Source organism: Burkholderia sp. 22088 (assembly GCF_052045915.1).
GTDB classification, from domain to species: domain Bacteria; phylum Pseudomonadota; class Gammaproteobacteria; order Burkholderiales; family Burkholderiaceae; genus Burkholderia; species Burkholderia cepacia.
The window spans coordinates 149,344-163,261 of sequence record NZ_JBQEPY010000007.1 but is presented as its reverse complement, the minus strand read 5'-3'; the positions used below and the strand labels follow the sequence as shown (position 1 = coordinate 163,261).

Annotated in this window: 17 protein-coding genes; 5 read left to right on the top strand and 12 right to left on the bottom strand. The window is 63.5% G+C overall.

Annotated features, from left to right (window positions below; genetic code table 11):
* The first annotated feature begins 154 nt into the window (after positions 1 to 154).
* Complete coding sequence (locus ACTJLD_RS15565) at positions 155 to 2,872, top strand: TonB-dependent receptor (protein ID WP_440659237.1); 2,718 nt, start codon at positions 155 to 157, stop codon at positions 2,870 to 2,872.
* Between the two features lie 94 nt (positions 2,873 to 2,966).
* On the opposite strand, the gene ACTJLD_RS15560 is transcribed toward ACTJLD_RS15565, so the two are convergent.
* On the bottom strand, positions 2,967 to 3,701 hold the full coding sequence (locus ACTJLD_RS15560; protein ID WP_027792779.1) for an ABC transporter substrate-binding protein: 735 nt from the start codon (positions 3,699 to 3,701) through the stop codon (positions 2,967 to 2,969).
* 202 nt (positions 3,702 to 3,903) lie between these two features.
* Positions 3,904 to 4,104, bottom strand: a complete 201-nt coding sequence (locus tag ACTJLD_RS15555) for a hypothetical protein (RefSeq protein ID WP_440659236.1) — start codon at positions 4,102 to 4,104, stop codon at positions 3,904 to 3,906.
* Here ACTJLD_RS15555 and ACTJLD_RS15550 point away from each other — a divergent pair.
* Positions 4,103 to 5,554 carry a DEAD/DEAH box helicase gene (locus ACTJLD_RS15550; RefSeq protein WP_440659235.1) on the top strand — a complete coding sequence of 484 codons (1,452 nt, stop codon included), beginning with the start codon at positions 4,103 to 4,105 and terminating at the stop codon, positions 5,552 to 5,554. The genes ACTJLD_RS15555 and ACTJLD_RS15550 overlap by 2 nt on opposite strands.
* Positions 5,555 to 5,718: 164 nt before the next feature.
* On the top strand, positions 5,719 to 6,318 hold the full coding sequence (locus ACTJLD_RS15545; RefSeq protein ID WP_059699453.1) for a DJ-1/PfpI family protein: 600 nt from the start codon (positions 5,719 to 5,721) through the stop codon (positions 6,316 to 6,318).
* Positions 6,319 to 6,350: 32 nt separating this feature from the next.
* Here the strand turns inward: ACTJLD_RS15545 and ACTJLD_RS15540 are convergent, their stop codons facing one another.
* The 3 genes from ACTJLD_RS15540 to ACTJLD_RS15530 are packed head-to-tail and all read right to left on the bottom strand — an operon-like array spanning position 6,351 to position 6,913.
* A complete protein-coding gene (locus ACTJLD_RS15540; protein WP_440659234.1) occupies positions 6,351 to 6,497 on the bottom strand; it encodes a hypothetical protein in 147 nt (48 codons plus the stop codon).
* On the bottom strand, positions 6,494 to 6,709 hold the full coding sequence (locus ACTJLD_RS15535) for a hypothetical protein (RefSeq protein ID WP_034196292.1): 216 nt from the start codon (positions 6,707 to 6,709) through the stop codon (positions 6,494 to 6,496). The genes ACTJLD_RS15540 and ACTJLD_RS15535 overlap by 4 nt, the downstream gene beginning before the upstream one ends.
* Positions 6,710 to 6,769: 60 nt before the next feature.
* Positions 6,770 to 6,913 carry a hypothetical protein gene (locus ACTJLD_RS15530; protein ID WP_334053638.1) on the bottom strand — a complete coding sequence of 48 codons (144 nt, stop codon included), beginning with the start codon at positions 6,911 to 6,913 and terminating at the stop codon, positions 6,770 to 6,772.
* Here ACTJLD_RS15530 and ACTJLD_RS15525 point away from each other — a divergent pair.
* Positions 6,912 to 7,226, top strand: a complete 315-nt coding sequence (locus tag ACTJLD_RS15525) for a hypothetical protein (protein ID WP_027792775.1) — start codon at positions 6,912 to 6,914, stop codon at positions 7,224 to 7,226. The two genes, ACTJLD_RS15530 and ACTJLD_RS15525, sit on opposite strands and share 2 nt — an antisense overlap.
* Positions 7,227 to 7,240: 14 nt before the next feature.
* On the opposite strand, the gene ACTJLD_RS15520 is transcribed toward ACTJLD_RS15525, so the two are convergent.
* Positions 7,241 to 8,146 (bottom strand): helix-turn-helix transcriptional regulator, encoded by a 906-nt coding sequence (locus tag ACTJLD_RS15520; RefSeq protein ID WP_222211134.1) that lies wholly within the window; start codon positions 8,144 to 8,146, stop codon positions 7,241 to 7,243.
* Between the two features lie 272 nt (positions 8,147 to 8,418).
* On the opposite strand from ACTJLD_RS15520, the gene ACTJLD_RS15515 reads away from it, so the two are divergent.
* The gene (locus tag ACTJLD_RS15515; protein ID WP_027792773.1) at positions 8,419 to 9,366 is read left to right on the top strand and encodes a GlxA family transcriptional regulator; all 948 of its coding nucleotides are present in this window, start codon (positions 8,419 to 8,421) and stop codon (positions 9,364 to 9,366) included.
* A gap of 92 nt (positions 9,367 to 9,458) precedes the next feature.
* On the opposite strand, the gene ACTJLD_RS15510 is transcribed toward ACTJLD_RS15515, so the two are convergent.
* The 6 genes from ACTJLD_RS15510 to ACTJLD_RS15485 all read right to left on the bottom strand — a co-directional run bounded on the left by ACTJLD_RS15510 (position 9,459) and on the right by ACTJLD_RS15485 (position 13,914).
* The gene (locus ACTJLD_RS15510) at positions 9,459 to 9,944 is read right to left on the bottom strand and encodes a YybH family protein (protein ID WP_027792772.1); all 486 of its coding nucleotides are present in this window, start codon (positions 9,942 to 9,944) and stop codon (positions 9,459 to 9,461) included.
* 124 nt (positions 9,945 to 10,068) lie between these two features.
* A complete protein-coding gene (locus ACTJLD_RS15505; protein ID WP_408580884.1) occupies positions 10,069 to 10,941 on the bottom strand; it encodes a DJ-1/PfpI family protein in 873 nt (290 codons plus the stop codon).
* A 134-nt stretch (positions 10,942 to 11,075) separates the two neighbouring features.
* Positions 11,076 to 11,822 (bottom strand): SDR family oxidoreductase, encoded by a 747-nt coding sequence (locus ACTJLD_RS15500; protein WP_124672423.1) that lies wholly within the window; start codon positions 11,820 to 11,822, stop codon positions 11,076 to 11,078.
* 340 nt (positions 11,823 to 12,162) lie between these two features.
* On the bottom strand, positions 12,163 to 13,008 hold the full coding sequence (locus tag ACTJLD_RS15495) for an MBL fold metallo-hydrolase (RefSeq protein ID WP_440659233.1): 846 nt from the start codon (positions 13,006 to 13,008) through the stop codon (positions 12,163 to 12,165).
* A gap of 29 nt (positions 13,009 to 13,037) precedes the next feature.
* Positions 13,038 to 13,364: a hypothetical protein gene (locus ACTJLD_RS15490; protein ID WP_027792768.1), complete on the bottom strand. Its 327-nt coding sequence runs from the start codon at positions 13,362 to 13,364 to the stop codon at positions 13,038 to 13,040.
* A 7-nt stretch (positions 13,365 to 13,371) separates the two neighbouring features.
* Complete coding sequence (locus tag ACTJLD_RS15485; protein ID WP_060372576.1) at positions 13,372 to 13,914, bottom strand: hypothetical protein; 543 nt, start codon at positions 13,912 to 13,914, stop codon at positions 13,372 to 13,374.
* Between the last annotated feature and the right edge of the window lie 4 nt (positions 13,915 to 13,918).

Genomic DNA, 13,918 nt, shown 5'->3' with positions numbered 1-13,918 from the left:
CGGGCCGACGTGAAATCGGGCACGGTGCCCGAAACGGGGCAGACACCTCGTCGAGCCGGAACGATCTGCATTTCGAACATGAATTCGGATCTCTAAACAGATGCCGTTTCAAGAATACGCGCGGCCAGGCCGGCGATTGTGGGCGGGAAAAAAGATGAAGCAAAGCGTGGTGAGGGGGATTGCCGCAGCGTTGGTCTGCGCGTCCACGGCGGTACCGGGAGCGTCCGCATGGGCGCAGTCGCAGCCGGCACCCGGCGCGACGACGTCGACAGTGGCCGTGCCTGCGGCGCCGGCGTTGCCGGCATCGGGCGCGCACGACGCGCTGACGGTCAAGCGTTTCGAAGTGACGGGGTCGTTGATCCGCAGCGCGGACAAGGTCGGCTTCAACCAGGTCCAGACGATCACGGCGAAGGACATCGTGAACAGCGGCCATACGACGGTCGCGGACTATCTGCGCAGCGTGACGGCCAATTCATCGAGCAGTTGGGGGGACGGCTCGACCGCGACGGCCAACTTCGCGGTCGGCGGATCGGGGATCGCGTTGCGCGGGCTGAGCGAAAAATACACGCTGGTACTCATCGATGGCCAGCGCGCTGCCCCGTATGCGTACGCGGCCAACGGCACCGATCAGTTCTTCGACCTGAACACGCTGCCGCTCAACATCATCGACCGGATCGAGATCGTCAAGACGGGTGCGGTGTCGCAGTACGGCTCCGATGCCGTCGCCGGCGTCGTGAACATCATCACGAAGAAGAATTATCGGGGCCTGGAGCTGACCGGCAGCTACGGCGGTGCGACGAACGGCGGCGGCGGCGCGGGCACGACCCGGTTCGGCTTGCTGGGCGGCTTCGGCGACATCAACGCGGATCGCTTCAACGTGACGGCGGCGCTCAGCTACTACAAGAACAACGGCGTGCTCGCTTCCGACCGGAACATGACGGAGAACCAGAATTTCTCGAACTATCCCGGCGGCCTGTCCAACCAGTCGACGTCGTACTGGGCGAGGGCGAACGGCAACGTGCCGCTCGACCCCTGTGCGTATGGCGGCAAGGTCGCACCCGGCAACGCGAATTCTCAATCGTTCGGCGCAGGCGGCACGATCTGCCAGCGCAACACGGCAGGCGCGTCGTCGCTCTCGCCGTGGACCGAGCGCCTGAGCGCGAAGCTGCATGGCGAGTTCAGGATCGACGACGCGATGCAGGCGTTCGCCGATCTGTGGGAGAGCAACAACACGACGGTCGCGAACCGGGGCGTCGGCCGCCTGACGACCAGTACGCAGACCTACGATCCGGCGACGGGCAGCGTTGCGCTGGTATCGAACGTCGTGCCGGCCGGTAATCCCTACAATCCGTTCGGCGTGCCGACGCAGTTGCGCTATGCGTTTCCGGCGTCGCAGTCGGTGCATGTCAGTTCGAACTACTGGCGCGCCGCGACGGGCGTGAAGGGAACGTTCGCGGTGCCGTCCGCGGGCGACTGGGACTGGAGCGCGTCGTATGCGCATTCGCAGGACACGGTCTCGCAGAACTATTCGAACCAGATGAGCGCCAGCGCGCTGACGAACGTCATCCGGAACGGCACGTTCGATTTCTCCAACCCGTCCGCGACGCCGAACGGACTGAACGGCCTTTACCAGAGCACGTCGAACCAGGCGATCACGAAGCTCGACGTGCTGGATGCGACGCTGTCGAGCCCGAACCTGTTCAGGCTGCCGACGGGCAACGTGGGCCTCGGGCTCGGCGCGCAGTTCATGCATCAGAGCCAGTACATCGGCACGGGAGCGGGCTGGGCAAGCGGCCAGCTGACGTCGCCGTCGATCCAGTCCGTCGACGGCGAGCGCAACGTCGCGGCCGTCTACTATCAGCTCGACATTCCGCTGCTGAAGACACTGACGTTCAGCCAGTCGGGCCGCTACGATCACTACAGCGACTTCGGCGGCGCGTTTTCGCCGCGGTTCGCGCTGCGTTTTCAGCCGGTGCGGGAACTCACGTTGTACGGTTCGTACAATCGCGGCTTCCGTGCGCCGACGCTGATCGAGAATACGTCGTCGCGGACGTTCGGCTCGCAGGGCGTGGTGGACGCGCGAGATCCGAACAATCCGGGTTCGTACAACATCGTCGAGGAAATTCGCGCGGGCAATCGCGGCCTGCAGCCCGAGCGCACGAAGAACTATAACGTCGGCTTCCAGTTTTCGCCGACACGTACGACCGATATCGGTTTCGACTGGTACAAGATTCACATCGACAACGTGATCGGCACGGACGACGTGCAGGTCGTGGTCAATCAGAACGATCCTTCACAGGTGGTTCGCAATGCCAACGGCAGCATCGCCTATGTCACGCTGCCGTATCGCAATCTGTCGTCGCTGGACACCGACGGTTTCGAGGCCACGTTCCGCCAGACGGTCGCGACGAAATTCGGTACCTTCACGTTGTCCGGCGATTGGGCGTACATGTGGCACTTCAAGATGCCGGTTGGCGGCGTGGAAAGGGATTACGCCGGCAACAACGGCGCACTTCACCAGCCGTTCGGCGGCAGCTCGCCGCGCTGGAAAGGGAACACCGACCTGAGCTGGAACCATCACCAGTGGAACGCGACCCTGAGCTGGCTCTATGTCGGCCCTTACGCGCAGGCCATTCTCGCGCCGGGCACGTACCCCGGCATGGCGGATGGCGTTGCGTCGTACAGCCAGTTCAACCTGATGATCGGCTACACGGGATTCAAGCACTGGACGCTGTACGCGGGGATCGACAACCTCTTCAATCGCAAGCCGCCGTTCGATCCGGTATGGATGGCGGGGCCGACCGGCTACGATTCGTCGCTCTATACGTATGTCGGGCGATTTGCGCAGGTGGGGGCGACGTACCGGTTCTGAGGGCCGTCGCCTTTGCCGTTGAATGGCAACCGCTGATGGTCACGCGCCGCGCGGCGGCGTGCCGCCGCCGGTCATGCTGCCGAGCCGCTTTCGATCAGCCCGGCGGCGCGACGGATGCGCCGGTGATGCCATGCCGTCGCAGCGCATCCGCGACGAAGCCCGACGCCTTCATTTCCTCGACGAACGCATTGAGCGCCGCGGCGGCGGCTTCGCCGCGACTCTTCGGCACGCCCATTGCCTGCCGGATCACCATGAACCGCTCGTCGAGCAGGCGCAGGCCGGGCGTTTTCGCCGCGTCGGCCTCGAGCTGCTGCTTCACGCCCGCCGCGACTTCCAGCTGCTGGTCGACGAAGGTCTGCACGACGGCTTGCGACGACGGTGCACGCACGATCTGCGCGGCCTTCAGCTCGCGAGTGAGGAACAGGTCGTACGCGCTGCCCTTGCCGACGGTCACGCGGTTGTGAGGCTGGTCGACGTCCGCGTTCGTGCGGATCGGCGACGCGTCGCGCACGAGATAGAACCCCTCGATCAGCACGTACGGCGCCGTGAACGCGACCGTTTCGCCGCGCAGCGGGTCGACCGCGAAGAAACCGAAATCGGCACGCTCGTCGGTCAGCGCCTGCACCGATTTGGCCGCGGTGTCGAACACCACGAGTTCCAGCTCGGCCGACAGGCGTTCGGCGAACGCGCGCGCGAGGTCGATCGACACGCCGAACGGTTCGCCGGTTTCCGGGTCGCGGTTCGCGAGGATCGGGTTGCCGAGGTTGATCGACGCGCGCAGCTTGCCGGTTGGCGTGAACGCGGAGAGGACGGAGGGGGCGAGAGGCATGGGTGGCTCGTTGCGGTCGTGGGGTCAGGGTTCCGGGCGAGTCGATGCAAGTCGAAGCACGACAGTGCGCCGGCATCGAGCTTATCACCCGGCTTTCGTGACGGGGCCGCATCGAGCGTCGCGAGCCAGCGTTCGTCGCCGACCAGGAGACGCGATACATCAGCCTTCCCGTCACGGCGCAGCCTGACCGTGGACCATGAAGTCATGGAAAGGCAAGTGACCGACCGGCGGCGAGCGCGCTTTTGATACGGGAAGAATGGGCTGGAATCGCTTTTTGCTTTACGCCCGTGGCGGCTTCCGGTTTGCCGTGCCGTTCCACGTCGCGGGCGTCCGGCCGGGCGCGGCGGGCCTTGATCCGTCCGGCAACCGCTAGAATTGCGGTTTTAGCCCGGAATACGTCCATGTCTTTTGCCTCGCTCGGCCTGATCGATCCCTTGCTGCGTAACCTGCAGGACCTCAATTACCAGGCTCCTACGCCGGTGCAGGCCAAGGCGATTCCTGCCGTGCTCGGCGGCAAGGACGTGATGGCCGGCGCCCAGACGGGCACCGGCAAGACGGCGGGTTTCGCGCTGCCGCTGTTGCAGCGGCTGGTGCAGCACGGCCCGGCGGTGTCCAGCAACCGCGCGCGCGTCCTGGTGCTGGTGCCCACGCGAGAACTCGCCGAACAGGTGCTGCAAAGCTTCATCGCTTACGGCAAGGGCCTCGACCTGCGATTCCTGGCCGCGTACGGCGGCGTGAGCATCAACCCGCAGATGATGAAGTTGCGCAAGGGCGTGGATGTGCTCGTGGCCACGCCGGGCCGGTTGCTGGATCTGAATCGCCAGAACGCGGTGCAGTTCGATCAGGTGCAAACGCTGGTGCTGGACGAAGCCGACCGCATGCTGGATCTCGGCTTCGCGCGCGAACTGAATGCCGTTTTTGCCGCGTTGCCCGCCCAGCGCCAGACGCTGCTGTTCTCGGCCACGTTTAGCGACGAGATCCGCGCGATGGCGGCGAGCATTCTGCGCGGCCCGGTCAACATCAGCGTCAGCCCGCCCAACGCCACGGCCAGCAAGATCAAGCAGTGGGTGGTGCCGGTGGACAAGCGGAACAAGCCCGACCTCTTCATGCACCTCGTGGCCGAGAACAAGTGGGAGCATGCGCTGGTGTTCGTCAAGACGCGCAACGGCGTGGATTACCTGGCGGCCATGCTGGACGAAGCCGGTTATGCGGTCGACACCATCCACGGCGACAAGCCGCAACCCGCGCGCTTGCGCGCGCTGGAGCGCTTCAAGACGGGCGAAGTCCAGATGCTGGTCGCCACCGACGTGGCGGCGCGCGGGCTCGATATCGACGATCTGCCGCTGGTGATCAACGTCGATCTGCCGATCGTCGCGCAAGACTATGTGCACCGGATCGGCCGGACCGGGCGTGCGGGCGCCAGCGGTGTCGCGGTGTCCCTGGTGTGTGCCGACGAAGCGCCGCAACTGGCCGCGATCGAAGCGCTGATCCGGCAAACGCTGCGCCGTGAAGAAGAGCCGGGTTTCGAGGCCGAACACCGTGTGCCGGAAACCAGCGCGACGGGTCAGATCATCAAGAAGCCCAAAAAGCCGAAGAAGCCGAAAGTGCAGCAAGCGGCGCCCGTTGCCAGGCCGGTGGCCGGTAAAAAGCCGCGTCCGCCAGCGCAAGGTGGAGAAAGCAGGCACAAGCCTGCGGCGGCGCACGCAAAGCCGGCCGGTAACGAACCGGATTACACGATCGGCGGCCCGTTCAGCGTGCAGAAACCGCGCGGCAAACCGGCGGGCAAGCCGGCTGCGGGATCGCGCAAGCCGGCCGGCAAACCCGCCGGTGGCCGTGGCAAGCGGCAGCCTTGACGTGTCGGGACGAGTCACGCCGGTCATTGAACATGGCGGGCGGTTCGGGGCCCGCCGGCAGCTTCAAGGAGGTTGCATCGACGGGATGAATCCGGCGTAACGCCAGGCCATTCGCGTCGGCGATCTGGCAATATGCATCGACGGACTTCGGACACGGGCACTCCATGCACATCGCCATTCTGACCTTTCAGGGCTTCAACGAACTCGATTCCCTCATCGCACTGGGCGTGCTCAATCGCATCAAGAAGCCCGACTGGCGGGTCACGCTTTCATGCCCGGAGCATTTCGTCACATCGATGAACGGGGTGACCGTGCAGGCGCAGTCGACATTGGCCGACGCATGCACGGCGGATGCCGTCATCGTCGGGAGCGGCATTCGAACCCGGGATGTCGTCAACGACGCGACGCTGATGGAGCAGTTGAAACTCGATCCCGCCCGGCAACTGATCGGTGCCCAGTGTTCGGGCACGCTGGTTCTGGCCAAGCTCGGCTTCCTCGACAACGTCCCGGCCTGTACGGACCTCACGACCAAACCGTGGGTACTCGAGGCGGGCGTCGAAGTCCTCAATCAGCCGTTCTTCGCTCGAGGTAACGTCGCAACGGCAGGCGGCTGTTTTGCTTCGCAATACCTGGCCGCGTGGATCATCGCGCGCCTCGAGGGCGAGGAAGCCGCGCGCAGCGCACTTCATTACGTTGCGCCGGTCGGGGAGAAGGATGAGTACGTTTCCCGTGCGCTGACGAACATCACGCCTTATCTGCCGTAGTGCGATAAGAATCGCACTGCGTTCATCGCGGGTCATGCGGTGTTCGCGATGGCGGCTTCTTCGGCGCCATCGGTTCGCAACCGCATGGCGGCATCCGTGATTTCCGTTTTCCCTTGCTTGCGGATGTCGGATGCCACCGAATCGGGAAGCGTGATGGGGTCCCGATCCGCGAGGTTCAATGCACGTCATTTGCGACGATGGACGCCAACGCTCGAGCGCCGTCGTGCTGGGCTGTGTCTTCAGTGGAAAAGATGTGGTGGCTGAATGCGATCAGTTTGAAGCCTGACCCCGTGGGACGAGGGACGGTGATACCCCAGTGCCAGCCACCGTCCTGCTGGAACACGTGGAGGGCAGGGGGTGCCTGATTCAGTGCTGATGAAAAAGTCGTCATGGCGTGCTCTCCCGTCATGGGGCGACTGCAGGGCAACTACATCGGATGCGCGAACCCAGTCTACGGGCACTTTTGCTGCAGCGCAATATCCGGATGACGCGAACGTGCCGATGTGTCGCGCGCCACAATTTTGAAATACAAATATGCAGCGTCGTCGATGGCTGGCATATTGATGTGACGATTAAGAATGTTCGGAGGCTTCATGGACCGCAGTTCGCTTGTGTGGGCGGGGGTACCGCATAGCAGCGATGGCGTCGTGTTTCAGGCTCGGGTCGGCCGCGGGCTTCAGCGCTTTCATGTTTCCCGGTTGATTCTCGAGAAGGCATGCGACCTCGAGCGACTGGCATCCGATGCGCGACAGCTCGAATGCTTTTACGAGCATCTGGCCTCGATCCTGGCAGTCGCCCGGAAGACGCGCTCGAATGCGAAAGCCGATACGGTTTCGTTGAAGGTTTCCGATTTTGCCCGAACGGGCAGCGTGCGTGCCGGGCAGGATGCCCGGGCGGGGATGCGATGAGTATCGCGGAGGCCTCAGATGTTGTCCGCGCGCCAACGACGCGGTGACACGCCGGTGACGCGCGTAAATGTTCTGGTGAAGTGGCTCTGATCCGCGAAGCCGCAGATATCCGAGATCATGTGCAGCGGCATGGATGACGTGCGCATGTACATGATTGCGCGCTCGATGCGCTGATTGATCAGCCAGCGATGGGGCGGCAACCCGGTCGTCTGATGAAAGGCTTTGACAAAGTAGCCGCGAGACAGGCCGCACGCTTTTGCGACATCGGCAATCGAGACGTTCCCGGTCAGGTGCTCGAGAAGAAATCCTTTCGCCATTCGCTCCTGCCACGCCGTGAGCTTGCCCGTCGACTTCTCCCGCCGCTCGCCGACGCCGCCGTACTGGCGCGCGACATGCGTCTGAAAGGCGAGCGCGACGTGGTCGACGAAGAGCCGGGAGGCATGCCCGGGCTGCGCCAAAGCGGGGAGCAGGGCCTGGCCCAGGCGATGAATGATCGGGTCCACCTTGCTCAAATGCGGCGGCAGGTAAAGCTGTGGCCGCTGCCTGCCCCCGAGTTCATCGACTGTCTCCTCCAGCGTTCGGCGGGGGAGGTGAAAATGGATGCAGTCGAACGTTCCCTTCAGGTCGGAAACCCATCTGCGATCGAGGTCATGGATCGTGACGGTTCCTGCTTGATAGGGGACGAAACGAGCGACACGTCCGTCAAGCCACAATTCCTGTTCGCCGAACGCGCGCAATTGCAACACGACGAGATCGGCGTCTTCAAGTTCGTATGGCGCGGTTCGGCCAATATCCCTGCGAGATGTCTTCAGCCGACTGATGCTGACCTGTGAGTGCGGCAACGTCTGCGTGACGACGCTTTGCCTGAGGTCGGCCGGCATGAAATCAGATGATGCGTTGTCCGACTGTGCGGCAGTCATAAGTCCGCGGGAACGTGAAGAATGGGGCGGCGAAGTATATCAAAGCAAAATTTGGCTGGCGTGCGTCGTGTGTCGCCGATGTAGTGGCGGAGCGTGAATACGGCGTGACGTGGGCCGCGCTCCTGTCCCGGCCGGGTCGATGTCGGCGATTGGACATACGGACAATCGATCAGCGCGTAAAGGACGTTTTTCCCTCGTTTTAGGCGGAATGTCGTTATTTGAGGGTTCCGGATAAAATGCGACTTTCCGGGTTTTCAGTTAACGACTTCGTCATGCATCGAATCGGATTCTTCGTTTGCCGTGGCTACGATGTGCTCGATCTGGGTGGGCCGCTGTCGGCCTTCAATCAGGTGGCCACCGTGGCGGGCCACACGCCGTACGACCTCCAGGTCATCTCGCAGTCCGGCGGCCCGGTTCCCGGCAATACGGGCGTTTCGATCGAAACGCGGCCGATCGGACGGCGCACGTTCGACACCGTCATTTTCGTGGGCGGGGAGATCGAGCCGATGCGGGCTCCGGAGAACATCGCCGCTGCCAGGAAACTCGGCGCCCGGGCCTCGCGGGTGGCAAGCGTGTGTACGGGGGCGTTTCTGCTGGCGGAAACCGGCTTGCTGGACGGCGTGAGAGCCACGACGCACTGGCTGTACGCGGCTCAGTTGCAGTCGCGCTTCCCGCGCACCCGGGTCGAAGGCGACAGTATCTATATCGAGGAGGGCCGCATCTGGACGTCGGCGGGCATCGCCTCCGGAATCGACCTGGCGCTCGGCATGATTGAACGGGATATGGGTGCGGAGATTGCGCGTGCTGTCTCCAGGTATCTGGTCGTTCCGTATCGTCGACCGGGCGGCCAGTCCCAATTCTCGGCGATGTCGCAGATGGAGCCGGAATCGGACCGGATCCGCATCGCGCTGAATTTTGCCCGGGAGCACCTGGCCGAAGCGTTGCCCGTCGAACGGCTCGCCGATGCAGCACGATTGAGTGTGCGGCAGTTCGGACGCGCATTTCGCCGGGAAACCGGTGAAACACCTGCGAAGGCGGTCGAGCGCCTGCGAGTCGAGGCGGCGCGGCTGCGCCTGCAGAGTGGTAGCGAACCGATCGAACAGATTGCGCTGGCGGTGGGGTTCACCGATCCGGAGCGGATGCGCAGGGCCTTCATCAAACTGCATGGGCACCCGCCGCAAGCGATTCGACGCGAGAGCCGATCGAACGGCGCGCGCTGATCGGCTGCCGGCCGATCAGCGCACTGTGCATGAATGTCCGTCTAACGGACTAGTCGTGCTGCGGGCAGGTCATGATCCGTTTCGCCGGATGCTCATTGGTCGTTCGTCGGCAGCGGACCGTAATCGTTCCACATGTCGCGATGCAGCTTCCACGCGCCGCCCTGCTTCAGAAAGATGAGCGTCTGCTTGCCGCGGTATTTGAGCTTTCCGTCGTGGTCATGGATCTCCGTATCCGAGACCTCGGTCACGACCCGGTCGTTGCCGTAGAACTCGTAGTTGCTGAACGATACGGTGACAGGCTTCGATCCGCCATACCCTTTGGTGAGGTATTCGGTGATCGCGCGGCCCCCCGTTACCTTGTCGCCGCCGGGCGGCAAGAGTGTGCCGTCGCGGGTATAGAGGCGACCGATTGATTCGTAGTCTCCTCGCGCGAAGGCATCCGCCCATCGTGCATTCTCGGCTTTGATGGCCGCTTCGGGCGGATGTTGCGAACCACCGGCAGATGCCGGCGTTGCAAACGCGAAAAAGGTGACGCAGGCTGCTGCAAGTGCGGTAGCGAAAGTACGATTCTGTTGCATCGGGTGATTTCCGGTTATAGATCAAATTGAGAGGACTGCGAAAATTGTCAGGGCGGGCAGGCAATGTTGGAGCCGGCGATCATCGAGGCCTGCAAACGGCCCGCGCGCATTGCCTAGCCATGTTTCACCGAACGCCAGGAATGCGTGCGAGCCCCCTGGAGGCGCCGGGCAATTCCTTGTCGACCATTGCGACGACTTCCGGCCGCGCGTCCCTCGGATGGCCGGAGTGGAACGGCGGCGCGGGATCGTATTCGATCACGAGTTGCGTGAATTCGGCCGCCTGTCGGCCGCGCAGCTTCTCCGCCACGCGAAGCGCGAAGTCGATGCCCGCCGTCACGCCGCCGCCGCTCATGAACCGGCCGTTGTCGTCTTCCACGAAGCGGTCGGGAACGGGAATCGCGCCATATTCGGCCAGCTTGTTGACGAAGGCCCAATGGCACGCGCTTCGCTTGCCCTTGAGCACGCCCGTTGCAGCGAGCACGAGCGATCCGTTGCAGACCGACGTAACGTGCCTGGCGCTGTCCGCCAGGCGCCGGATCTGCGCCTGGTACGCGGGTCGCATCGGCGCCGTCAAATCGGACCCGCCGGGGACCAGCAGCACGTCCGTCTTGTCGATGTCGGCCAGCCGCTCGGTCTTGCCGTACACGACGCCGAATTCGAGCGTCACGTTGCCGCCATCGAGGCTCGCGTAGCGAACGTTCGTATTCGGCAGCCGATGGAAGATCTCGCTGGGGCCGGCGAAGTCGAGCAGCGTCCCGCCGTCGTAATTGACGATCAGGATGTTGAGCGGTTCATTCGGAGCAAGTTCGCCCTTGCTGCCGGCCTGCGCAAGAGCAGGGGTGGTGTGCGCGAGCAACGCGCTGCCGCCCAGGATGGCGCCGAGGGTGGCGGCGCCCCCCAGCTTGAGGGCATCGCGGCGCGAACGGCCCGCTCTCGTGAGCGGTGTTCCGGAAGCATTGTCTTCGCTACGGTCGGTCAAGATCGTTTCTCCTTGCACTTCGGCCCCTCTGCGAGCGCAACCAGATTGGGCCGGATTGAATGGCCGCCGCGACGAACGGCGTGGCGGACGTGAGATCGGGATGGGGATGAGCCCGCGTGATTTGCAGGGCTCAGGCATCGCGCGCCGCAGGCTTAAAGCTGCGAAGCGCCGCCATCGACGACCAGTTCGGTGCCGACGACATACGACGATTCGTCGCTGGCGAGATAGAGCGCCGCGTACGCGATGTCCGTGGCGTTGCCCATGCGGCCCACCGGAATGGTTTCGGCGAATTCGGCCTTGCGGTCGCGAACCCATTCTTCGGGCATGCCCCACTTGGTGAGCAGCGGCGTGTCGATCACACCGGGCGCGATCGCGTTGAAGCGGATCTTGCGGTCGAGAAACTCGTAGGACCAGCTGCGGGCGAGCGATCGTACGGCGGCTTTCGCTGCCGCGGTCAACGAGATGCCATGCTTGCCGGTCTGCGCGACGAACGATGTATTGAGAATGAACGAGGCGCCTGGCCGCAGGTCCGGCAGCACCGCCTGAAGCGTGAACACCACGCCCTTGACGTTGATGTCCATGATCTCGCCATAGAGCGCGTCGTCGATGTCGTTGACCGCGGACGGGAACGCCCAGCCCGCGTTCGCGAATACGACATCCAGGCCGCCGAACGTCTCCTTGACCTCGGCGGCAATCGCCCGCATGTCGTCGAGCGAACGGACGTCGCCCTTGAGAACGAGCGCATGTTCGCCAAGCTCGGCCTTCACGCGCTCGAACACCGTCTCATCGCGGCCCGTCACCGCTACGCGGGCGCCTTCCGCAATGAACAGCTTCGCGGTTGCGAGGCCGATACCGCTGGTACCACCGGTGATTAATGCTGACTTGTCTTTAAGCCTCATCTTCTGCTCCATTTTTACGTCGTGATTGATCGGGCCGAAGGCTTCAAACGCAATTGCGTTTGTGTGCCTTTTCCGGCTCGATCTTCCACGTGCAGTATGGAACGCGAGGCGTATGGCGCAAAGGTCGTATAACCCTCAAAAAGCGCCACTCGGTTCAAACGGGTGAATAACGCGGCTCGGCGTTTGGCGGGGGCAATGCCCGTTCGCACGCTTCATGTGTGGTCTCGCTGGCGGCGAGTGACATGTGAAGCAGGCGTGCGCGAAGGTCGGACGCGCAGCGGTCGCGATGCGGATGTCCGCGCGATCGCAACGAGTGGCCGGTATCTGGATGCCGTCTGCTTCATTCCTCGCGCTCATAGCGCAAACGGTATCCCCCATTCGTTCGCTCGATGCGTGCGAACCCGCGTTCCCCCAGATGCATGCCGGCGATCAACAGTCCCTCCGAACTGACCTGATCCAGAAGCCGTGACCGCGTAGCAGCGGCCAACGACGCATCGTGATCGAAGGCAATCGACACTTCCGGCCGCTGAATCTGGATATGCGGGAAATGAACCACGTCTCCCCACACAAGAAGCCCCTGATCGCGGGATTCAAGCACATATCCGGTGTGTCCATCGGTGTGCCCCGGTATCGGCAGTGCGTCGACGCCGGGGAGCACTTGTCCGTCGTCGAAAAGACGAAGCCGGTCGCCATAAGCATCGAATACCCGACGCGCCACCAGGAAATTTCCGCGTGCGCGTTCGCTGGCGCGACTCAGATTCGCGTCGTCCTGCCAGAACCCGACCTCGCGTCGATGCACGACCAGTTCCGCGTTCGGGAACGCGATCTCTCCTGCACCGTTCACGAGCCCCCCGACATGATCGGGATGCGCGTGGGTCAGCAGGATGGTGTCGATCGCGGCGGGCTCGATACCGGCCAGCGCCAGATTCGTTCTGAGTTGGCCGCCCCATTGCCTGAACCCGCCCGCCCCGGCATCGATGAGCACGGTGCGGCCCGCGCCGCGTACGACGTAGCAATTGATGTGTACGGCTTCTGGCTCTTTCTGCCCGGCGTCACGTTGCATGTTCGACGCGTCGGCCGGATCGATATTCGACAGAAAGTCGAGACTCGCGGTGAGGTAGCCATCGCTGATGGCGGTAATCGTGAAATCCCCGACTTGCTGGCCGGGAAAGGTAAGCGTGGCCATCGTGCTTCTCCGGATCGGCGAATGGTGGGCTAGTTGCGGGCGTGAATGTTCGACGCGGTGTAACCAAAACACCGGATGCGCGCGGTGAGGCCGGTGCGCTGAACGATCGCACGATCCAGCGCTTCCATGAACCGGTCCATGACCGCCGACGTGCGGGGCGCCCCGGCGCGATACCGAATGTCCGCGTAGACAGGATGCCCGTGCCCGTGCAGAACCGGCTGAAAAATGATGTGGACGTTCTTGAGTTCTGCGCCGAGCACATGCGTACAGAGCTCGACGCAGTCGCGCGACAGCTCGGCAAGATTTTCGTCAGCGGGCATCCGCTGTGCATCGATCGAGAAAGTGACGTTCGGCATCGTGGGCTTACTCCTGGGCAGTTGAAAGGGCGCGTGCGCTCGTCAGTTGCTCCGTCATCGGCGCGTAAAGGTGAACGCCTTCCGCACGTTCGTCGACAAGCAGCGTGCTGTTGCGCGGCACGACGGCGAGCCAGCGTCGTGCCGGAAACTGCTCCAGCGCGACGGCTTGCATGGCCAGCGGGTCGAGGCCCAACCGGATCAGCGGATCAGGGCCGCCGGCGCACAGCGCGAGGTGTTCGCCTTCCTCCACCGCCGGGGCCAATCCGATAGCGCCATAGAGATTGCGATGCCAGTCGGTGATGTGCTGCTGCCACTTCGCAAAATTGCCGCCGCCTTTCCGGCGATATTCGTCGCCGGTCAGGACATCGAGACCGTCGATCGTGTGAATCGCCAGATAGACGGGGCAACCGCTGCCGATCGCCTTGAACCGCTGCGACGTGTGAAACCCCGTCACCGAGATCAGGGCAGGCAGCTTTTCAAGGCTGTAGAAGTCGTTCCATTCGGCTTCGCTGTCGACGTCGGCGAAGCTGCATTCCACGGTGTAGATCATCGGA